We start from the raw sequence: 20,191 nt of genomic DNA on the forward strand, positions 1-20,191 counted from the left end.
CCACGGCGGTCTGAAGAAGTACAACGAGTACAAGAAGGCCGACAGCGAGCACCTGCTGGAGACCACGGGCCGTGAGCTGCGCAAGCTCATGAGCTGGGTGAGCGAGGACTGACGAGTGCCCGACATACCCGTCACCCGTACCGCCGAGCTGTGGCGGAGTGCCGGTTTCGCGGCGCTGCTGCTGCGCAGTCACCTGGAGGTTACGGGTACGCCACTCTGCCCACCGCGCTGGTCATCCCACCAGGAGGCAGCGCGCTGGCTGTACGCCTCGGCACCCTTCGGCCTGCTGGCCCACGACACCGATGACGACCCCAAGTTCTTCTACGCCAACCAGGCGGCCCAAAGCTGTTTCGGCTACGGCTGGGACGAGTTCGACGGTATGCCGTCCCGGCTGTCCGCCGCGTCCGACCGGCAGACGGAGCGGGAATCCTTCGTACAGTCCGTCCGGAGCAAGGGATTCGCCACCGGTTACCGGGGATTGCGGCGAGCCCGCAGCGGATCGGAGTTCTGGATCGAGGACGTGACCATGTGGGATCTCATCGACGAATCCGGAACCCTTCACGGTCAGGCCGCCGTGTTCCGCTCCTGGTCGGAACACGGGGAAGGATGACGCGAGGCTGACTGTCCCGCTGCCCGCCCGGCGCGCCTCCGAGGTGCCTGGGCGGGCAGCGCGCACATCGGCCGAGTGTGTCGCATCCAGCCTCATCGACTTCTTCGGCCTGCTTGCGCGCCGGACGACACGTCGCCGCTCGCGATGGACGCCTCGGCCGCGCTCCTGGGATTCCTGCCGCATATTGGTGGGTTTGTCCGGCCCTCGCCGTGGAACAGTTGTGTGAGCGTTGCGGCTCATCAGCGCTTGGGACCCATGGAGGTGACCACAGTGTCCAACGACGAATCAGTGAACAGGACCGACAAGCAGCCGCGGTCCGAAGCGTGGAAGACGGCTCTCACCACGCTGCAGGACGTCAAGCCGCCGTACATTCCCGAGGACGGGTCCGTGATGACCATCCTCATCGAGTATCCGCCCGGCGACCCCGGAACCCCTCCGCACCGCCACTCGGGCCCTGCGTTCGGTTATGTGCTCGAAGGCGAGATGCGCTTCGAGCTGGAGGGCGAACCGGAGCGTGTGATCAAGGCCGGCAAAACGTTCTGGGAGCCGGGCGGCGACGTGATCCACTACCAGGACGGTAACGCCAGGACGGACTCGTGGAGCCGTTTCGTCGTCACCATGATGTGTGAACCCGGAAAGCCGATGCTCACACTCGTCGACGAGGAGGAGCTGGCACAGCGGGCGCACTTGCGCGCGCCTCGGCCCACGGTCTGATCAAGGCTGCCCGTCCGGGCCGGCACCGAGCCACTTCTCCGCGGCGGCGGCACGGTGTGCTGTCCCGGAAGCGTGGCGGCGTGGTCGCCTCGATCGCCTCTCGCACACCGTGACGGGCCATGGTCCGATGTCCGCCGGCGCGGATATCCGTCGGCCCTCGGCAACCCATGCTCCGGCAGGGATGTGAAGGGCATCACAGGACAGACTGTCCCTGGTTGTCCATCTGGCCGCGATGTTTTCTGGGCTCATGAACAACTCAAGCGTATTCACCTATCCCCTTCCCTCCCACTGGATCGACGGACGCGCGGTTCCCTCGGACGGACCGGTCCTCGATGTGATCAACCCGGCCACTGGCGCCGTCGTCTCGTCAGTTCCACAGGGCACGGCCGAGGATGTCGACCTCGCGGTGAAGGCAGCCACCGCGGCCTTCCCCGGCTGGGCGGCGGCGGCCCCAGCCGAGCGCGTGGCGGTACTCCGGCGTGTGGTGGAGGGCATACAGAAGCGCGCGGAGGAGATCGCGGCGACGATCACGGCGGAGATGGGAGCCCCTATCTCTTTCGCGCGGATGGCGCAGGCCGGGCTGCCGGTCCTCGCGGCGACCGCCGCCATCGACGCGGCGGAGGACTTCCCCTGGACGGAGGAGATCGCGAACTCGCTGATCGTGCGCGAGCCGGTCGGTGTGGTGGGTGCGATCACTCCCTGGAACTTCCCGTTGCAGCAGCTTGTGACGAAGGTGGTTTCCGCTCTGCTGGCGGGCAACGCCGTGGTGCTCAAGCCCTCCGAGTTGGCGCCGCTGACCGCGAGGATCTTCGCGGAGATCACTGCTGACGCCGGACTTCCGCCGGGTGTTCTGAACGTTGTGCACGGCACGGGGCCCGTTGTCGGCGAGGCGATCGCCGCGCACAGCGACGTCGACATGGTGTCATTCACCGGCTCCACCGCCGCGGGCAAACGAGTGTCCGTGGTCGCCTCCGGAACGGTGAAGCGCGTCGCGCTGGAACTCGGCGGTAAGGCAGCCCACATCATCCTCCCCGACGCCGATCTGCGCGAAGCCGTCACCCGCGGCCTGTCCTACGCCTGGAGCAACGCCGGCCAGGCCTGCGGGGCCTGGACACGCATGCTGGTCCCGGCCGAGCTGCACGATCAGGTGGTGGAACTGCTGCGCGACGCCGCCGCCGGTTACCCGGTCGGTGACCCGAGCGACGAACACACCCTGGTCGGCCCGCTGGCCTCCGAGGTCCAGCGGCAGCGGGTGGCCTCCTACATCGATCGAGGCGTCGCCGACGGTGCCACCTTGGTGGTCGGCGGACCGGGCAGGCCGGAGGGCCTGGAGACCGGCGCCTATGTCAGGCCCACCGTCTTCGCGCATGTCGACCCGGACTCCGCCATCGCACAGGAAGAGATCTTCGGACCGGTCCTCGTCGTGATCCCGTACACCGACGACGACCACGCGGTGGCCATCGCCAACAGCACCGTCTACGGTCTCAACGCCGCGGTCGCGGGCGAGCCGGAGCACGCACTGGCCATCGCCCGACGGCTCCGTGTCGGCCAGGTCGACATCAATGGCGGACAGTTCAACTTCCTGGCCCCGTTCGGCGGCTACAAGCAGTCCGGTAACGGACGCGAGATGGGACGCGCCGGTCTGGAAGAGTTCCTGGAGACGAAGGCCATCACGAGCTGACATGAGCGGTCCGTGTGGCTCCTGCCGGGACGAGCCCGACCCCGGCAGGAGCCACACGTCAAGGCCACAACATCCGGACCGCCTCCCGTCCACTCGTCGGCGGCATCGACCACACCATGTGTGGGACAACCCGGCGCCGCCGCACCACAGCGGCCGGATCCGCCGCTCGGCTCGGCTGCGGGAGATGCTCCGGTCAGCCGCGCATGACTGGCCCGGAGTGGATCCTCGGCACCGGGCCGGCTTGAAAAGCTCACTGAACATTGGGCCATCTGACGCCGTGTACTGTCACAACGGCGAACGCAGGCACGGTCGATATGGCCGGGCCCAGTACGGTCAACGCCATTTCTTTGTGGCCGTCCACTGTCGTGCTGCCGCACGAACGGGCGGCGGATTTGCGCGGAGATGACAAGATGACACGGCAAAAGTGAGGATCCGGACAGCGAGGCTCTCGCCGTGGTGGATTTTGACTCCGTTGCAGTCTGTGTGGAATTTCCGTCGTCTTCGACCGGACAACGCTATGAGGCCGTGCCCGGTGGAGGAGCCGAGCGAAGCGGTTACGGCAGGACACGGATCGGTCTGCCGGAGAGAAACGCGGCGATATCTTCGACGGCGTCTCGGTAAAAGACCTCATATTGCTCATGGGTTACATATCCGATATGGCCAGTGAGAACTACATTGTCCAGGCCCCGGAGAGGATGGTCCGGTTGCAAAGGCTCGGTGTTGTAGACATCGATGGCCGCGCCTCCGATCTGTTTCCTGCTGAGGGATTCCACCAAGGCGTCTTCGTCCACAATGGGACCTCTTGAGGTATTGACCAGAATCGCTGTCGGTTTCATCAATGACAGCTCAACCGCAGACACAAGCCCTCGCGTGCGATCACCGCCTCTTACGTGGATCGACACGATGTCGGACGTGGCGAACAGCTCTTCCTTGGACACGGCCATTACGCCGTGCCGCATCGCTTCCGAGGCACTGAGATGCGAACTCCACGCAATGGTGCGCATTTCAAAAGCCTGTCCGACTTTTGCCACCCTCTTCCCAAGCTTGCCGAGTCCCAGAAGGCCCAGCGTCTTCCCGCTCAGGTCTGTTCCCACGCTGGTTTGCCAGCCGCCCTGGCGCATTGACTGCACTTCGCCCGGGATATTCCTGGCAGCCGCGAGGATCAGCCCCCATGTCATCTCCGCCGCTGGAGACTCCAGATATCCGGTGGCCGAGACCACAATCCCCAGATCCCGGGCCGCAGCCACATCAATCGCGTCATTGTATGGCCCGGTGGTGACAAGAAGTTTCAACTCGGGCAGCCTGCCGAGTAGCTGAGCAGGGAATCTCGTCCGCTCGCGCATCGCCACAATAATCTCCGCCGAAGCAATGTCTTTGATCAGCGCGGTATCATCTGCGAACGGTTTCGAATAGACCATCACATCGGCATCCAGTGAGTCCCAGTCGGCAAAGCTGAGTGCCACGTTCTGATAGTCGTCAAGAATGGCGATTCTCGTAGCCATGAGCCACCTTCCAGTTCGTTTCTGCCGTGGTACTCGATACGACACGCTGCATCTGTCCGAGCGCTGTGGTTCCGCCGTTCCTCTCTCCTCGGCCAACCTCTCACGCGGACACCGGACTGGCCCGGCCGACGGATCTCAGCGGCTGCCCCGAGCACTCAGGCGCTCCTCACTCGTCCGGGAGGTCGCACGCCAGAGGCGGACCACTCCGAGTGACACCGTCGGCTCGGCGGTTGCCCTCACCGCCTCCGGCCCCGACAACACATGTTGTAACCTTCGCCTCCGTGGGTCCGTGTGTCCGGGCCACCCGCCCCCATGGACAGTTTCCGAACGCGGGCGACAAGCCACGGTGATGCTCAGGCGGGCAGGTACGAGTGACAGGGTTCATACTTCTGCGGGTCCAGGCACATCGCCTGTTGCTGACCGCCGCCCTGCTCGCCATCCTTCTGACCACGTGCGTACTCACCGCGCTCGTCGCACTGTCCGACTCGGTCGGCGACAACGCGCTGCGCTACACCCTGGCCCGACGTGAGGCCGCTTCGACCGCCCTCGTCGTCACCGCCGGAATCCCTCACGAGAGGCGGGACGCGGCACAGGCCGCGGTGGTCCGCGGTGCCCGGAAAACCTTCGGCGGCCTGCCGACGACCGTACGCCGACTGGAGCGGTCCGGGCCGTACGCCCTGCCGTCGGCCCTCCAGGACCCGGCGGCCTCGTCCACATACCCCGATCTCACCTATGTCGCGGCACTGGACCGTTCCCGGATCGAGCTGACGGCGGGGACGCTGCCCGGTCCGGCGCCGTCCGCCGGCCGGCCCCTGCCGGTCGCGCTTCCGCACGGCGTGGCACAGGAGTTGAAGCTGCGTCCGGGCAGCGTGCTGACACTCACCGACCGGCTGTCCGACAAGCCTCTGACGGTACGGCTCACGGGCCTGTACCGCGTCGTGGACCGGACCGATCCGTACTGGCAGCTCGACAGCCTGCGCGGCCGCGGTCTCAGCCGGCTCGTCTTCACCGCCTACGGGCCGCTGCTGGCCGATCCCTCGGCCCTGTCGTCGGGACGTGTCAGCGACGGTGACACGGGCTGGCTGGCGACGGCCGACTTCCGCGGAGTGGGCACCGACCGGATCGGCGCGCTGCGCACCGCTGCCACACGCGGAGTCGAGGAACTGAGCGAGGATCCCGCGCTGGCCGGGTCGGTGACCGCACACAGCGGGCTGGCCACCGTGCTCACCCGGGCCGAACGTGCCCTGTTGGTGTCCCGCTCCACCCTGATGATCGTCGGCGTGCAGCTCGTACTCCTGGCCGCGTACGCCCTGCTGCTCGTCTCCCGGCTGCTGAGCAGTGAGCGGGCCGCCGAGACGCAACTCCTGGCGGCGCGAGGCGCCTCCAGACGGAGAATCGCCGCGCTCGCGTGCGCGGAGGCGCTGTCGCTGACCCTCCCGGCGGCGCTCTGTGCCCCGCCCGCGTCAGGTCCGCTGGTCCGGCTCATGACCCAAGGTTCCGTCGCCGGCGGTCCGGTGCCCGCGTCCCACCACGTGGATCCGTCCCGCGTCTGGGTCACGGCGGCCCTCGTCGCGGCGTGCTGCGCGATGGCGCTGCTCGCGCCCGCTCTGGTCCGTTCGGCCGATGTCGGACGGCGAGGCCGCTCCGCGGCGCTGCCCGCTCCCGTACGCGCCGGGGCCGATCTCGGCCTGCTGCTCCTCGCCGCCGTGGCCCTCTGGCAACTGGAGCGGCGGACGAGCGGGGCCCTCACCGGTGACCGCGAGGGACAGCTCGGTATCGATCCGCTCCTGGTGGCCGCGCCCGCACTGGCACTGCTGGCCGGAACCGTCCTCGCGCTGCGCCTGTTGCCGCCGGCCGCGCGACTGGCGGAGCGGGTCGCGGCCCGTGGGCGCGGCGTGTCGGCGGCACTGGCGGGCTGGCAGTTCAGCCGTCGGCTGTCGCGCGGCGCGGGACCGGCCCTGCTGCTGGTCCTCGCGGTCGCGATGGGCGTGCTGGCGATCGGTCAGAGCGCCTCCTGGGAGCGCTCGCAGAACGACCAGGCGGATTTCCGCGCGGGCACCTCGGTCCGCGTGGTGGCCGACCAGGAGATCTCGCCCGGCGAAGCGGGCCGTTACGCCGGACTGCCGGGAGTGCGCGCGGCGGCCCCCGCCCATCGTGCGAGCCTGGAGCTGTCGGGCAACCGCTCCGCCACCGTGCTGGCCCTCGACACCACGGAGTCGGAGGATCAACTGCTGCTGAGGCGGGATCTCGCCCGGCGTCCGAGCGGCGACCTGCGGAAAGCACTCCTGCCGCAGGACGCCTCCCACCCGGGCGCGGCACTGCCGGCCGGCACCCGGCGGCTGGTGCTCGACCTGCGGATCGGCCGGCCGGGAGCCGCGTCCACGGCCGGTTTCCTTCCCACGGTCACGGTGCTCCTGGAGGACGGCTACGGACTGCCGTACCGCATCCCGGCAGGCGAGATACCGTCCGACGGCGCCATCCACTCCCTGGCCGTGAGCCTGGACGAGGCCGCCTCGCGGATCCGCACGGCCCCTCACGGGCAGATGACGCTCACCGGTCTGGTCCTGAGCGGACGCGTGCCGCCCGGCGCGCGCGGCGAGCAGCGCCTGAGCGTCGAGCGCCTGACGGCTGCCGGACCCGGGAAAGCGGCGCGCCCCGTCCCCGTACCGCCAGGCCTGCGCTGGGCGGGTTCCGCCACCACGACGGTCGACGGGGTCGCCGGGAAGGCCGCCACGCTGCGCACGGCCGCGACAGCGGCGACGCCACTGTCCGTGGTGTACGCGGTCGGATCCAGCGTTCCCGAGGACGCTCCGTATCCGCCGCCCGAGGACGTCGAGGTGCGCGTCGGCGTCGTACGGACACCGGCACCGCCGCGAATTCCTGGCATAGCCACCGAGGGGTTCCTGCGCGCGACCGGCGCGAGGAAAGGTCAGAGCGTCGATGTGACGCTCGCCGGCGCGCGACTGCGGGTCACGGTGGTCGACACCGTGCGCCGGCTTCCCACCACCGCTCCACCCGAGACGGCGACGGAGCTTCCGGGTGAGGACGACAGCCGGGACGGCGGTGCGCTGCTGCTGGACCTGCGCACCGTCAACCAGGTGCTCGTGCAACGCGACGGCGGTGGGCTCCCGCCCAACGAGTGGTGGCTGAGCACCGGTCCGCGCGAGGCCGGGAAGGTCGCGGCGATCCTGCGAGGCGGTCCCGACGTGGACCCGGCCGACGTCGTGGTACGTGACGAGGTCGCGCACGATCTGTTCGACGATCCTCTCGGCGCCGGACCCGGCTCCGCGCTGCTTGTCGTCGCCCTGGCCGCCGCCGCGCTCGCCGCTGTCGGATTCGCCACCGCGGCGGTGGGTTCGCAGCGCGAGCGCTCGGCCGAACTCGCCGTCCTGCGCGCCCTGGGAACACCGCGGTGGCAGCTTGTCCGAGCGGTGGCCGCCGAGCAGGGCATGCTCGTCGGCATCGCGCTGATCGTGGGCCTCATACTCGGCGCGGCGCTGACCAGAACACTGGTCCCTCTGATCGTTCTGACCAGCCGCGCCACCGCTCCTCTGCCGCCCGTACGGGTCGAACTGCCGCTGCCGCACGTCGTTCTCCTCCTCTGCGCGGTCGCCGCGCTCCCGCTGCTGACGGTCGCGCTGGTCGCCACCCGCACCGCGGACCCCTCGACAAAACCGCGCGACCAGGGAGTGAACTGACATGAGCAGCCGTCCGGTCGGGCCGGGACGTCCGCGTCCGGTCGCTCCCTGGGTCAGGACCCGGCTCCGTACCGCACCGGGATCCGCTGCCGTCTTCGGTCTGCTCGTCGTCTTCACCGCGTTCCTCGCCGCCGCGTTTCCCCGCGCCGTCGATGTCTACGAGACCCGGGGACTGCGGGAGACCGTCGCCGCCGTCACGCCGCCGCACCGCGCGCTGGAGGTCAGCTCGCCCGAGCCGGGGCTTCAGCTCGACGCCGCCACACGGGAGGACGCGCTGCGGCCGGCCGCCCTGGAGGCCGTCCGGCGCAAGGTGACCGCGGTACTGGCGAAGGAGCCGGTACGCGGGGACCCGGGCCAGTCCGCCCACGGCGTACAGACCGGTAAGCCGCTGGTGGCGAACGATCCCTGGCTGCCGCGGCACGACGGACAGTCTCCGAGGTTCGTCCTCGCCGCCCAGGCGGATCTGGCGGCGCACGCGACCGTACGCCGTGGACGACTGCCGGTGGCCCGGGAGCGGGTGACCGCGGCGACGAAGGACGTCGAAGCCGCGGTGACATCGGCCACCGCCGCGACGCTGCGTCTGTCGGTCGGCACGGTGGTGCGTGTCGGCGCGCCAGGACCGTCCCGCCTCACCGTCCGGATCAGCGGCATCGTCGATCCGGTCCGGCCGAAGGACGGTTACTGGTCGGTCCAGGACCTCCTGCGCACACCCGGTCTCAGCTCGAACGGCGACAAGCCGCCGCTGTTCTACTGGAAGGCCGCGCTGCTCCTGTCCCCGGAAGCGGCGCCGGCTCTGCTGGGAACCGGTGGTGAGCTTGAGCTGTACTGGCGCGTCGCACCGGATCCGACCGGGCTCACCGCGCAGCATCTCGCCTCGCTCTCCGAACGGATCACCTCGCTGGAGGACGGACCCGGTCTGCTGCGCCTGCGGGCCGCCGCCGGTGACAACGCCTCCCTGCGCGCCGACCTGGACGGGATCCTCCTCGCGTACGACGCGGAACGTTCGGCGATCGCGCCGGTGGTGACGGTCGCGGCCGTGGGAATCGGCACGGTCGCGGCCGTCGTACTCGCGCTGACCGGAGCTCTGTACGCGAGCCGCCGCGGCACGGAGCTGGCTCTGCTGCGGGCCCGTGGCGGCTCTCTGCCGGGCATCGGAGGCCGGCTGCTGGCGGAGACGGCCGTGGTCACACTGCCCGCCGCTGCCGCCGGTCTGCTCCTCGCCGTCGCGCTCGTGCCGGGGACGCGAGTGCTGCCCGCCGTCCTCGCCGCCGCGACGGTCGCCGTACTGGCCTCCTGCGCGCTACCGCTCCGCGCGGTCACCGCGCACCGTAGACCGCGGACGCGTGGCGAGCGGGACGACCTGGTACGCGGCAGGCCGAGCCGGCGCCGCACCGTCTTCGAGCTGAGCGTGCTGGTTCTCGCCGTCGGCGCTGTCGCGGCTCTGCGGCGACGCGGCGCCACCGCGCCGGGTGACTATCTCGTCAGCGCCGCACCCGTACTGGTCGGACTGATCGCGGCCATGGTGCTGGTCCGGCTGTATCCGCTGCCGCTGCGGCTGGCCGCCCGTCCGGCGAGGCGGCTGCGCGGCTCGGTCGGATTTCTGTCGCTGGCCCGGGCCGGCCGCGCGCCGATGACGGGAGCGCTGTCACTCCTCGTGCTTGTCATCGCTCTCAGCACGGCCGCCTTCGGCCAGGCGGTCCTCGCCGGGGTCGCGGACACGCGGGACCGGGCGGCGCTGCTGGCCGTCCGTGCCGACGCCCGGATCTCCGCACCCGGCGGCGCGGAGCTGCCGGCCGGCATGGAGCGCGCGGTGCGTGCCGTCTCCGGAGTACGGTCCGTGACGGCCGTGAGGATCGAGCGGAGCGTGAACGTCAACCCTGCCGAAGGAGCGCCCGTGGAGGCGACCATGGTCGCGGTGGAACCGGACTCCTACGCCCAGTTGGCCCGCCAGCTCGGCCTGGGAGCCTTTCCCGCAGGCGTGTTGAGGCCGGACCACTCGGCGCGCGACACCGACAGGAGCGTCCTGCCGGTCGTGGCCTCGCCAGGTGTCGCGAAGCTGCTCACGCGCGACCCACGGAGGCTCAGCACTCCGGCGGGCGGCATCACGGTCCGCGTCGCCGCGGTCCGCTCCCGGACTCCCGCGAGCGCGACCACCGAGTTCCTGATCGTCGACCGTACGCGCCTGCCCCGCTCCGCCGCGACGACCCTGCTGGTCTCCGGCGACGGAGTGGACGGGAAGACTCTGCGGGCTGCGGTCCGCGAGTCGGGCACGCAGTATTCCGTCGACGTACGCGCCGACGTCAGAGCGAAGCTTGTCGCCTCACCGCTCCAGAAAGGTGCCGAACGGATCTACGCGACGGCTGTCGCCGCCGGTATCTGTTACGCCGCGCTCGCCGTGCTGCTCTCGCTGCTCCATACGGCGGCGGAGCGCACCCGGCTGCTGGCCCTGCTGCGCACCATGGGTCTCACGGCCCGGCAGGGACGCCGGCTGTTCCGGCTGGAGGCTCTGCCGCAGTCGGCACTCGCGGCGGCCGGCGGCGCGCTGGCGGGATGGGCGACGATCGTGCTCCTGGCGCCCGGAGCCGACGTACTGCGACTCGCTCTGCCCGGCTCCTCGGATTCCGCCGTGGTCGACGCCGCCGTCCTACGGCCGGAGGTGTGGTCGCTCGTGCTGCCGGCCGTGGGCGTCATGGTCCTCACGAGCACGGTGGCCGCGGTGCAGGCCCGGTGGGCGGTCCGCAAGGTGACCTCGAAAGAACTCAGGGCAGGAGACGCATGATGTCCGACTCCACGTTCGCGGAACTGGAGCAGCGCGCGGCCGCACGCCGCGACGCGGTGAGTCACGGCCACGACGCGCTGATCACCTGTGATCGTCTGGTCCGTATCTTCGCCACCGACGGCGTGGAGGTCCAGGCCTTGCAGGGCCTGGACCTCGTCGTCGAGAAAGGCGACCTGATGGCGCTCGTCGGCGCGTCCGGCAGTGGCAAATCAACGCTGATGAGCATCCTGGCGGGCCTGGACGTTCCCACGGCCGGAGCGGCCAGAGTGGCAGGACACAACCTCCTCGCGATGGACGCCTCGGCGCGTCTGCGGTACCGCAGGGACGTCGTGGGCTTCGTGTGGCAGCAGACCGCCCGCAATCTCCTGCCGTATCTGACGGCCTCTCAGAACGTCGCGCTGCCCATGCAGTTGCGCGGACGTTCGCGCGACAAGGCCGAGCGCGTCGAGTCCCTGCTGGCCATGCTGGAGATCTCCGACTGCCGTGACCGGCGCCCGTACCAGCTCTCCGGCGGTCAGCAGCAGCGGGTGGCGATCGCCGTGGCCCTCGCCAATTCCCCTTCCGTGGTGCTCGCCGACGAGCCGACGGGCGAGCTCGACTCGGCCACCGGCGAGCAGGTCTTCGCGGCCTTCCGCCGTGCCAACGCGGAGCTGGGCACGACGATCGTCATCGTGACCCACGACCAGGCCGTGGCGAACAATGTCCGGCGTACCGTCGCCATCCGCGATGGTCGCACCTCGTCGGAGGTGCTGCGTCACACGGAGATCGACGCCGAGGGCCAGGAGTCGACGGTGACGCGCGAGTACGCGACGCTGGACCGCGTCGGCCGACTCCAGCTTCCCGCCGAGTACATCGCGGCGCTCGGTATGGAGCACCGGGTCGCGCTGGAGCTGGAACGTGACCACATCGGCGTGTGGCCCGACGCCGCGAACGGCGCGGCAGGACAAGGGACGTCGGACGACTCCACGGACAGAGGAAACTGATGGCCAAGGCAATCGAACCGCGCACCGCCGCCGTAGAGCGAGCCCCATACGACGATCCGATGGTCCGGGTCGACCAGGTCCGTCGCGCCCACGGCTCCGGTGCGAGCGCCGTACACGCCCTGCGAGGCGTGTCGTTCACCGTCGGGCGCGGCGAACTGGTCGCTCTCAAGGGCCGGTCGGGCTCCGGCAAAACCACCTTGCTCAATCTGATCGGCGGGCTGGACGTACCGGACGAGGGACAGATCACGGTCGACGGCGTCAGCCTGGCCGGACTGGGAGAGCGAGAGCTTCTGCGGCTGCGCCGCGACCGGATCGGCTTCGTCTTCCAGTCCTTCGGACTCATTCCGATCCTCACCGCGGCGGAGAACGTCGGTGTGCCGCTGCGGCTGGTCAAGTCCGAGCCACGGGCGCGTGAGGAGCGAGTGGGACTCCTGCTCTCCCTCGTCGGTCTCGGCGAACATGCCGCCCAGCGCCCGGGCGAGCTGTCCGGCGGCCAGCAGCAGCGCGTCGCGATAGCCCGCGCTCTCGCCAACCGGCCGGTGCTGCTGATAGCCGACGAGCCGACGGGCCAGCTCGACGCGGGCACGAGCGTGGTGGTGATGGACCTCATTCAGGCACTCGTCCGCAGTGAGGGAGTGACGGCGCTGGTGGCGACCCATGACACCCAGTGGCTCGGACTGGCCGACCGGGTCCTCGAACTCAACGACGGCGAAATCACCGAGGAACGCGTACAGCACTGACCACCGTATTGTTTCCACGGGAGCGAACTCGCGCTCCTCGAATGAATTCGCCGGCGGCAAGGGACTTGACGGACCCTGTGCAACGGACTTGAAGGACCTTTTGCTTCAGCGTTCCTGACCACTCCGTCCATCTGGAAGTCGGTTCCGTCCGACGAGAAGCAGCCGCAGGCTCCGCATAGACGATTCCGGCGAAGGATTACTGGACAATGCGTCTGCTGATCGCTCGCGAACTTGTGGAGCAGGACCGGTGCAGTTCACATCCGGCTCTTCGCCCTGGTTGATGAACCGCCCTGCCGACGAGGACGAGCCGAGCCGCTGGAACCGGCGGCGCGCCATGGTCGAGGCGTCGCTCGCGAAGCGCGCCGGCGGACGCCGAGCCGCGCCGATCGCTCCGGTGCGGCAGGGCCTGTGGGTGCTCAGCAAGCTCACCAGAGACGTGCCGATGTACAACGAGTCCTGGCAGTGCCGGGTGACCGGTCCGCTGGACCGTACGGCATTCGAGCGCGGCGTATCGCGCAGGCGCAGCGCGTGCGCGACGTTGTACGACAACTGCGCGCCGTGCGACTCCTTCTCTTCTGGCCGCCGTCCTCGTGAGCGCCGCGGCGGGGCCGTGACGCTCACGAGGACGGCGGCCTCGCACGATCACAGCCGTGGCCCGATCCGGTTACCGTCGCGGTCCCGCGACGGCGTAGGCCGCGGCGCCGGCGACCGTGAGGCCCAGGGCCGTCCAGGTGGCCGCTGCCGTGCCGGGTGGCAGCAACATCCAGGTCGCCACCTGCATCGGCACACTCGTGGCGGGCGGGGCGAAGAACGAGAACACGAGCGAGGCGAACGGCAGCGTCCATGCGTACTGGCCGCCCGAGAGCGCCGCGCCCAGGCCGACCAGTCCCATCAGGCCCGCGCTGTCCCGGACGACGAACGCGGTGGTGGCCATGTCCTCGCCCATGGTCTGCACGATCAGCAGCACCGTGCCGACGACCGCTCCGGCGAGCAGCACGTGCGCCGCTCTGCGGGGTGCCCAGCGGATCGCGGCCGCCCGGTCCAGCGCGAGGTCCTGCCCGCTGAGCCCGATCGAGGCTGCCATCGCCCCGGTAGCGAGGACGAACGCGGGCAGCCGCGGATCACCGGGTCCCTCGCCTCCGTCCCGGGCGAGTGCCCACACCGCCACCGCGCTGATCACCACCGCGGCGAGCGACGCGGGTATCTGACGCGAGCGCGCGTAGAGCGTCAGCCATCTCACCGGGACGCACCGCCGTTCAGCGCGTCGAACGCGTCGCCCTCGCAGGAGAGCGCGGCGGCGCGCATGGTGTTGATCCGCGAGAGCTGCTCGGCCCGCGGAAGCGCCTTGAGTTCCTTCCACACCGGGCGGGTCTCGGCGTCGACCTCGCGGCGCAAGCCTGCCGGCTCTGTGCCGGGAAGCGGCCTGAGGTCCCCGAGGACCCAGGCCACCGCGACGGTCCGCGCGAATTCCTCTCCGCCGAAGCTGCTCCAGCCGACGGGAGAGCATCCTGGCACCATGCCTTGGGCGATCAGGGCCCGGGTCAGCTCCTCGTCCTTCGCGGCGGCGATGATCTCGTCGTCGAAGTCGAAGAGCACGGTCTCGCGGGACCACTGCGGCACGGCGCCCTCCGGCAGTACGGCGGTGTTCTCCCGGACCGAGACCGGCGCCCGGCCACCCAAGGCGCCGTGCAGCAGGCGCAGCGCCTCCTTACCGGGACCCGCCAGGTCGGCGAGTCGCGCCCGGTGCGTCTTGGCCACGCACACCGGACCGTCGCACACCAGCTCCGCGGCGGCCTCGTCGACGACATATATCCGGCGCGGGTCGGAGGGAAGGACGAGCAGGGCGAGTGCCGCTCCCGCCAAGACGGGCGTCAGGGCGATCAGCCGGGCGCGCGGGGTCGCGGCGACCAGCAGCGCGAAGCCGGTCGCGGCCAGGCCGAGCAGCCAGATCGTCTGCCCGACGTGCACGGAGGCGGAGAGCGTGACGAGCACATCGCGCACCTCCTGCACCGCCGGTGACAGCAGGGAGACCCGGTTCGGCTCCGTGCTCGGGATCCCCGTCGCCGTGGTCGTCTCCGTCCGGCCCAACGACATATGCAAGAGGGCCATGAACACGAAGGCGCACATGGCCAGCATGGGCGGGGTGAGCGCGGACGGCAGGGCCCGCCCGACACCCATGCCCAGCACGGCACCCGCGACGAGGAAGAGTGCCCCCACCAGCGAGATCGGCAGCCACCCGAGGTGCGTGTACTCGGTGTTGGCGAGCACCTGGACCGCGCCCACCAGGACGAGGAGCGCAAAGGCCGAGGCCAGCGTGATCGCCGTCGCGCCGGCCGTCGTGGCCGCACGGTGCCAGGCGGGCCTCGGCGTGCTCGTCAGCAGCTCGGACATCTTCGAGCGGTGGTCGCGCAGGCCCTGCAGCGCGCCGAGCCCTACGGCGAGCGGCCACAGGTAGAGCAGCAGGGAGCGGGTCCACAGGGCCATGGACGTCCACTGGGCCGTCCACGCCGTGGTGCCCCTCCACCACGCGCCGTTCAGCAGGTACAGGAACGCCAGCGCGGTCGCCAGGACCACGGCACCGGCCAACGGGGCGACGGAGCGCCTCAGTTCGATGCGCAGAACACGGACGTTCACCAGGTGCCCCTTGTCTGACCGGGGTTGAGCAGCAGCGCCGAGTGGCCGCGCTCCAGCGGGCTGTCGCCCGGGTGTTCGGGGCCGGCCGTCGGCTCGTCCAGCAGCAGGATCGTCGGGTCGTTGACGATGGCCTGGGCGATGCCCACCCGCCGCACCATGCCGCCGGACAGGGTCTTCGTCCTCTCGTCGGCGCGGTCGGCCAGGCCCACCCACTCCACGGCGCGCTGCGCCGCTGTGCGGATGTCCGCCTTGGGCACCTCCTTCAGCCACGCCATGTACTCGACGAACTCGCGCACCGTGAAGCGCTTGTAGTAGGCCGTCGGCGCGATGTCAGCCGCGCTCACCGCGGTCATCATGTGGTGATCCTTTCCGATGGTCAACGATGCACTCTCAGCACGGAGTACGCGCCCCTGCGGGCGATCACGACGCCAATGCCGAGCGCGCGGATCAGCCCCCGCGCAGGCAGACCGGCCGTCTGCGGGGCGAAGGTCATACTCGGATGGGCCTCCAGGGGCCACACCTCGTCGGCGGCGATGTCCGTGTCACCGCGCGCGTAACCGCCGATGATCCACGTCGACGCGTGTTCCACGCTCATACCCCCTTGGCCACCAGCCGGACGAGACGCTCGTCGGCCAGCTCGCCCGGGGCCTTTCTGACTGATCTCACACCCACAAGACGTCGCGCACGGGCCGCAGGTTTTCGCCCCGACGTGATCCCCGCCACATGCGGGAAACGCACGCATGCCTGGAAGCAGCTCCGGAACCCGTGCGTCTGGCAGGCCCCGCCGAGATCATGTCCGTACGGGCCTGCCCGCGCCGGCACCGCCGGCGGCCCGGTGCGTACTGCCGCGTATCACAACGGACTCGCCGAGGACCTGCTCAACGGCCTGCACAACGGAAGGTTCGACGTGGTGTGGTCGGCAGTCCGGCCACGTGGCCGCTCCCTGATCGCGGTCCCACTGACGGACGCTGATCGACACCAACAACAGCATCAACGCCGTTGCCGCGGCGGCCTTTCGGACGGCACCTCGCACGTCGAAACACAGCGTTCCGCCTCGCTGGATCTCCTCCAGCGAGGCGGAACCACCAACAGCATGCGGTGTACCGGACAGCGCCCAACCGCGTTGTGGCGGCGACGTATTCATCCCACGGCGGGCCGCGGCCCGCCGACTCACCGCAGGGTTGCTCGCTCGGCGAAGCCGGCGCTCAGCCCCAAAACGCGACCCGCAGGTAGCCCCACGACAGGGGACCAGGCATTCCGTCCTCGTCCAGGCCGGCGTTGTACGAGTTCGCGGCGTGCTGGAGCTGTCTCATGGCCTCCCGCGAGTTCGGACCGAAGACCCCGTCGATGGTGCCGGGGTTGTAGCCGCGGCTCTTGAGGATGCACTGCGCCTCGATACCGGCCGCGGACACTCCCGTCTTGGACGGAATCACCGTCATACCGCTGTAGTAGCCGGCCTGCCACGTATTGCCGCTGATGTGGGTGTTGCTGCACGAGTAGGTGGCGGCCGAAGCCGTCGGGGCGGGGCCGGCCAGCAGCCAGCCGAACAGACCGATGACAACGGCCACCACGGCCGCGCGGTTGCGTACACTCATGGATTTTCCCTCTCCATCTGCGTGGGTGAAGGTGTGCACGTCAAGCCCGTGATCCGCGAGCTCGACGCCTTGTGTCCGGCTCACCGGAGCAAGCCGACGCCGACCTCACGCGGTCGACCCGGACAGGTTCGACCAACCGCAGAGGCGAAGATATTGAAGCGCACGTAACAATATGCGGCAACTACCCTTGTGCTGTGCGGAGTTCACCATCAAAAGCCCGCCTCGGAGGATAGGAAGCGGACGTGAGGAGTCCCGCCAGGTGTACCGCGTCAACCGCCAAGGTGCGGGTGGTGGAGGCGACGGCTTCCGGCGTTACGCGCTGCCGCCGGTGGCGTTGAGGATCTCCGCCGTGATGTAGCCGGCCTGCGGTGAGGCGAGAAAACATATGCGGGAGCCATCTCGGCGGGTTGCGCCGGCCGCCCGAGAGTGGCCTGCTTCCCGAACGACGTGGTGTCGGGCATGGTCGCGGGGATGAAAGGGCCCCAGACGGGCCCGAGAACCACCGCGTTCACCCGGATGCCGTCCTCGGCCGGCATCTGCGCCGGCCCTCGCGTGAAGGTGACGATCGCCCCCTTCGTCATGGCGTAGTCCAGGAGGTGCGGACTGGGCCGGTACGCCTGCGGGAAATGACGGGTTCCCGAAGAACAAGACCGAATCACCTCACACGGCGGTCCTTCGTGCGCCGGATGACTGAGTGGATGTTCAGCCCTGTTCCGGCGAAGAGTCCTTAAGATACGTACGTGGCTCACACTCTGGATGAACTGGTCGAATTGCAGCACGCCGCCGACAGGGCGCACGACCGCGCCAGAGAACTGCGCGAGGCGTTCGGGCCGCCGACCGTCGAGCAGTGGACCGAGGGACAGAGGGCGATGTACGAGACTGCCTTGCGCGCATGGCGCGACCTCGACCGAGACACCACGGACGCGATCACGCGGTACGCGAAGAACGAAGCCCTTGACCGGTCCGCCGTGGAGCGGACCGTCAGGAGCCGAGTGGAAGAACGCCAGGAGGAGGAGTAGCGGGCACGAGGCCGCGATGTCCTCCACGACGGTCGAATGACGCGCCGCGCTGGTCATCAGTATCCGAGAGCCGAAACCACTCCGCACGCCTCCGCGCCGGTGAGCCGTGTCCGAGGACCGGTCCGCGACCGGACTCGTCCGCGGAGGATGTATTTTCGGGCAGGGGCACTTCTTCGAGCGGCTTTGACGAGCCGGACAGCGCCCGCTCGGCCACTTACTCGCCGCGCTCGTTGCGAAGCAGGTCGAGCAGACCGGGAAACCGCTTGTCCAGGTCATCCTGGCGTACGGTCACACCCCGGCGGTTCCCGTAGTTGGGGTCCCAGATGATCCCGGCCTCGCGCAGCACCCGGAAGTGGTGTGTCTGCGACGACTTCGACACAGGCAGCCGGAACGAGGCGCAGGTCCGCTCCTCGCCTTCGGGCATGTCCAGCAGCTCCAGCACGACGGAGCGACGGAGCGGGTCGGAGAGAGCAGACATCACCCTGCCGAGGTCCATGTCCTCGACGCCGGGAAATGCGTCATCGTTCGCCGCAGGCACAGCTGACTCCCTTCCGACACGTACGGCTATTATCGTACCTGCTTGTGGCGCCGCAGTCCACGCACCCCTCCCGCCCCTCCAGGACACGGAAAACCGGCCTGCCCGCAGACGGCCGCCCCGAAGCATGTCACCACGGGAAATCGCCGCTTCGATCTTGTCTCTGACCTCTGGATCCGTCTCGCTCGACCCGCCTGCGCAGCGCGAGACGCGCACCGAACCGGAACCTGAAGGTACGCCTTGCCTCATACCTTCCGACGGTGTTAACTGTCATTCATCGGCTAGGTACACATAGAGACGTACCTAGAGGCCGAGTCGGACCTCACGCGGGGCACTCGCGACGTGAAGGTACGAAGAAAATCGTACCTTTGTTGCATGCCTGCCCTTCGCGTGGCCCGTCCGCAGCACCGACCATTACCCACAGATCCCCATGGGACATCCAGGAGAGCAGCAGAATGACTGAGCAGAACATCGCCCGTGCCGCCGCCGCAGAGCTGAAGCACCAGTACGAGTCCCTCCTGGACACGTACGCCACCACACCCGCGCTGTCGGTGATGGACCGGGAGCTGGCCACAGTCGCGGCGCTGGCCCCGATCGGCAGCAAGGGTGTGTCACGGCTGGCGGCGCACATGCACGCCGCGCTCGATGCCGGGGCTACCCAGCAGACCATCGTCGAGGGCCTGGCCACGATGTCGCAGGCCTCGGGCACACCGACGTCCGTGAACGCCATCGCCGTGGCGGCGAAGGTTTTCGCCGAGCGGGACGACAAACAGGTGAGCACCGAGGCCGAGCGCGTCTGGGTCGAGGGTGACGCCCCCGGCGGCAGCCCTCAGGAGCGCTCGGAGCGCGCGCAGAAGACGATCCTCGAAGTTTACCCGGCAGGCCCGACCGACGAGACGTACACCGCCATCAGCACACTGGCACCGCACTTCTGGCGGGATGTGATCGGAGTCTTCTACAACGACCTCTTCCTCCACCCGGGCACCTCCATCAAGTACCGCGAGCTGTTCGTCATGAGCACCTACGTGGCGGTCAACTCCACGCCCCTGCAGATCATCTGGCACACCAACGGCGCTCTCAACACCGGCTGGACCCGCCAGGAGGTCGCGGAGATCTTCACCCATCTCGCGCTGGACATCGGCATCACCAACGCCATGACGGCCCTGCGCTACGGCAAGCAGGTCTTCGACCAGCGTGACGAACGCGGCACCGCCAAGCCGCACGAACCCCAGACCGTGAACACCGGCCGCGGAAGGCCGGACGCCCGCTTCGAGAAGGGCTCGGCAGCTCTGGCGCAGCTCAACCCCGAGGGGCTGCCGCGCGGCGAGGGATGGGATGTCGCCGAGGAATACGCCCCGGGTCTGCACCGGCTGGCCGTCGGCCATCTCTATGGCGACCTGCTCGCCCGTGACGGCCTGGACGACAGGGCCAAGCACCTCGCCCTCATCTCGGCCGTCACGGCCCAAGGCGGTGTCACCGAGCAGCTCGCCTTCCACATCGAGGCAGCACTCAACGCCGGCGTGACCCGCGAGGACATCGTCGAGACCATCACCTTGATGGCCGCCGTCGGAGGCTTCGTCAGGGCCGGCGATGCGATCGAGACCGCCGAGACCGTCTTCACCCGCCGCGACGCCGCCGGCCTGAGCAACTGAACCAGCCAGGGAAAGGCCCGCCTTCTGCCGGTCTTGTGACTGCTCCACG

Annotated in this window: 15 protein-coding genes and 3 pseudogenes; 10 read left to right on the forward strand and 8 right to left on the reverse strand. The window is 69.4% G+C overall.

All coding sequences use genetic code 11. From position 1 onward, the window contains the following. From PV679_RS32060 to PV679_RS32075, 4 genes and pseudogenes are all read left to right on the forward strand, one after another. A pseudogene (locus PV679_RS32060) lies at positions 1–112 on the forward strand (ketol-acid reductoisomerase); the annotation flags it as partial. A gap of 3 nt (positions 113–115) precedes the next feature. Continuing rightward, positions 116–610: an MEKHLA domain-containing protein gene (locus tag PV679_RS32065; protein ID WP_319684289.1), complete on the forward strand. Its 495-nt coding sequence runs from the start codon at positions 116–118 to the stop codon at positions 608–610. A gap of 270 nt (positions 611–880) precedes the next feature. Then, the gene (locus PV679_RS32070) at positions 881–1,324 is read left to right on the forward strand and encodes a cupin domain-containing protein (protein WP_416069845.1); all 444 of its coding nucleotides are present in this window, start codon (positions 881–883) and stop codon (positions 1,322–1,324) included. Positions 1,325–1,571: 247 nt separating this feature from the next. Beyond that, entirely contained in the window at positions 1,572–3,005 is a 1,434-nt protein-coding gene (locus tag PV679_RS32075) for an aldehyde dehydrogenase family protein (RefSeq protein WP_319684291.1), read from the forward strand. 554 nt (positions 3,006–3,559) lie between these two features. On the opposite strand, the gene PV679_RS32080 is transcribed toward PV679_RS32075, so the two are convergent. Further along, positions 3,560–4,507 (reverse strand): D-2-hydroxyacid dehydrogenase family protein, encoded by a 948-nt coding sequence (locus PV679_RS32080; RefSeq protein WP_319684293.1) that lies wholly within the window; start codon positions 4,505–4,507, stop codon positions 3,560–3,562. A gap of 371 nt (positions 4,508–4,878) precedes the next feature. On the opposite strand from PV679_RS32080, the gene PV679_RS32085 reads away from it, so the two are divergent. Genes PV679_RS32085 through PV679_RS32100 form a run of 4 tightly spaced genes read left to right on the forward strand, consistent with a single transcriptional unit; the run spans position 4,879 to position 12,707 of the window. Next, a complete protein-coding gene (locus PV679_RS32085) occupies positions 4,879–8,205 on the forward strand; it encodes an ABC transporter permease (RefSeq protein WP_319684295.1) in 3,327 nt (1,108 codons plus the stop codon). Position 8,206: 1 nt separating this feature from the next. Next, positions 8,207–10,984: an FtsX-like permease family protein gene (locus PV679_RS32090; RefSeq protein WP_319684296.1), complete on the forward strand. Its 2,778-nt coding sequence runs from the start codon at positions 8,207–8,209 to the stop codon at positions 10,982–10,984. Continuing rightward, complete coding sequence (locus PV679_RS32095) at positions 10,981–11,967, forward strand: ABC transporter ATP-binding protein (RefSeq protein ID WP_319684298.1); 987 nt, start codon at positions 10,981–10,983, stop codon at positions 11,965–11,967. The genes PV679_RS32090 and PV679_RS32095 overlap by 4 nt, the downstream gene beginning before the upstream one ends. Before the next feature lie 59 nt (positions 11,968–12,026). Beyond that, positions 12,027–12,707: an ABC transporter ATP-binding protein gene (locus PV679_RS32100; RefSeq protein ID WP_416069848.1), complete on the forward strand. Its 681-nt coding sequence runs from the start codon at positions 12,027–12,029 to the stop codon at positions 12,705–12,707. 664 nt (positions 12,708–13,371) lie between these two features. On the opposite strand, the gene PV679_RS32105 is transcribed toward PV679_RS32100, so the two are convergent. From PV679_RS32105 to PV679_RS32130, 6 genes and pseudogenes are all read right to left on the reverse strand, one after another. Continuing rightward, entirely contained in the window at positions 13,372–13,947 is a 576-nt protein-coding gene (locus tag PV679_RS32105; RefSeq protein WP_319684301.1) for a hypothetical protein, read from the reverse strand. After that, on the reverse strand, positions 13,944–15,341 hold the full coding sequence (locus PV679_RS32110; protein ID WP_319684303.1) for a hypothetical protein: 1,398 nt from the start codon (positions 15,339–15,341) through the stop codon (positions 13,944–13,946). Before PV679_RS32110 ends, PV679_RS32105 begins: the two co-directional genes overlap by 4 nt. Continuing rightward, positions 15,338–15,655: pseudogene (locus PV679_RS32115) on the reverse strand (ATP-binding cassette domain-containing protein); the annotation flags it as partial. The pseudogene PV679_RS32115 and the gene PV679_RS32110, both read right to left, overlap by 4 nt. Before the next feature lie 62 nt (positions 15,656–15,717). Then, on the reverse strand, positions 15,718–15,936 hold the full coding sequence (locus PV679_RS32120; protein ID WP_319684305.1) for a hypothetical protein: 219 nt from the start codon (positions 15,934–15,936) through the stop codon (positions 15,718–15,720). Between the two features lie 610 nt (positions 15,937–16,546). After that, entirely contained in the window at positions 16,547–16,936 is a 390-nt protein-coding gene (locus PV679_RS32125; RefSeq protein WP_319684306.1) for a peptidoglycan-binding domain-containing protein, read from the reverse strand. Between the two features lie 312 nt (positions 16,937–17,248). Then, positions 17,249–17,556 (reverse strand): annotated as a pseudogene (locus PV679_RS32130) (SDR family oxidoreductase); the annotation flags it as partial. Positions 17,557–17,676: 120 nt separating this feature from the next. Between PV679_RS32130 and PV679_RS32135 the strand changes: the two are divergent. Continuing rightward, on the forward strand, positions 17,677–17,955 hold the full coding sequence (locus PV679_RS32135) for a hypothetical protein (protein ID WP_319684308.1): 279 nt from the start codon (positions 17,677–17,679) through the stop codon (positions 17,953–17,955). Between the two features lie 214 nt (positions 17,956–18,169). Here the strand turns inward: PV679_RS32135 and PV679_RS32140 are convergent, their stop codons facing one another. Continuing rightward, on the reverse strand, positions 18,170–18,493 hold the full coding sequence (locus PV679_RS32140; RefSeq protein ID WP_319684310.1) for a helix-turn-helix domain-containing protein: 324 nt from the start codon (positions 18,491–18,493) through the stop codon (positions 18,170–18,172). A 452-nt stretch (positions 18,494–18,945) separates the two neighbouring features. On the opposite strand from PV679_RS32140, the gene PV679_RS32145 reads away from it, so the two are divergent. Next, a complete protein-coding gene (locus PV679_RS32145) occupies positions 18,946–20,142 on the forward strand; it encodes a carboxymuconolactone decarboxylase family protein (RefSeq protein ID WP_319684312.1) in 1,197 nt (398 codons plus the stop codon). Positions 20,143–20,191: the final 49 nt, after the last annotated feature.

The organism is Streptomyces sp. AK02-01A, assembly GCF_033795305.1.
Classification (GTDB): Bacteria; Actinomycetota; Actinomycetes; order Streptomycetales; family Streptomycetaceae; genus Streptomyces.

What these genes read in the sequence shown, in the direction of transcription:
- PV679_RS32090 (WP_319684296.1), top strand. Translation starts at nt 8,207, where the DNA reads ATGAGCAGCCGTCCGGTCGGGCCGGGACGTCCGCGTCCGGTCGCTCCC.
- PV679_RS32145 (WP_319684312.1), top strand. Translation starts at nt 18,946, where the DNA reads ATGACTGAGCAGAACATCGCCCGTGCCGCCGCCGCAGAGCTGAAGCAC.
- PV679_RS32075 (WP_319684291.1), top strand. Translation starts at nt 1,572, where the DNA reads ATGAACAACTCAAGCGTATTCACCTATCCCCTTCCCTCCCACTGGATC.
- PV679_RS32120 (WP_319684305.1), bottom strand. Translation starts at nt 15,936, where the DNA reads ATGAGCGTGGAACACGCGTCGACGTGGATCATCGGCGGTTACGCGCGC.
- PV679_RS32125 (WP_319684306.1), bottom strand. Translation starts at nt 16,936, where the DNA reads ATGAGTGTACGCAACCGCGCGGCCGTGGTGGCCGTTGTCATCGGTCTG.
- PV679_RS32100 (WP_416069848.1), top strand. Translation starts at nt 12,027, where the DNA reads ATGGTCCGGGTCGACCAGGTCCGTCGCGCCCACGGCTCCGGTGCGAGC.
- PV679_RS32095 (WP_319684298.1), top strand. Translation starts at nt 10,981, where the DNA reads ATGATGTCCGACTCCACGTTCGCGGAACTGGAGCAGCGCGCGGCCGCA.
- PV679_RS32080 (WP_319684293.1), bottom strand. Translation starts at nt 4,507, where the DNA reads ATGGCTACGAGAATCGCCATTCTTGACGACTATCAGAACGTGGCACTC.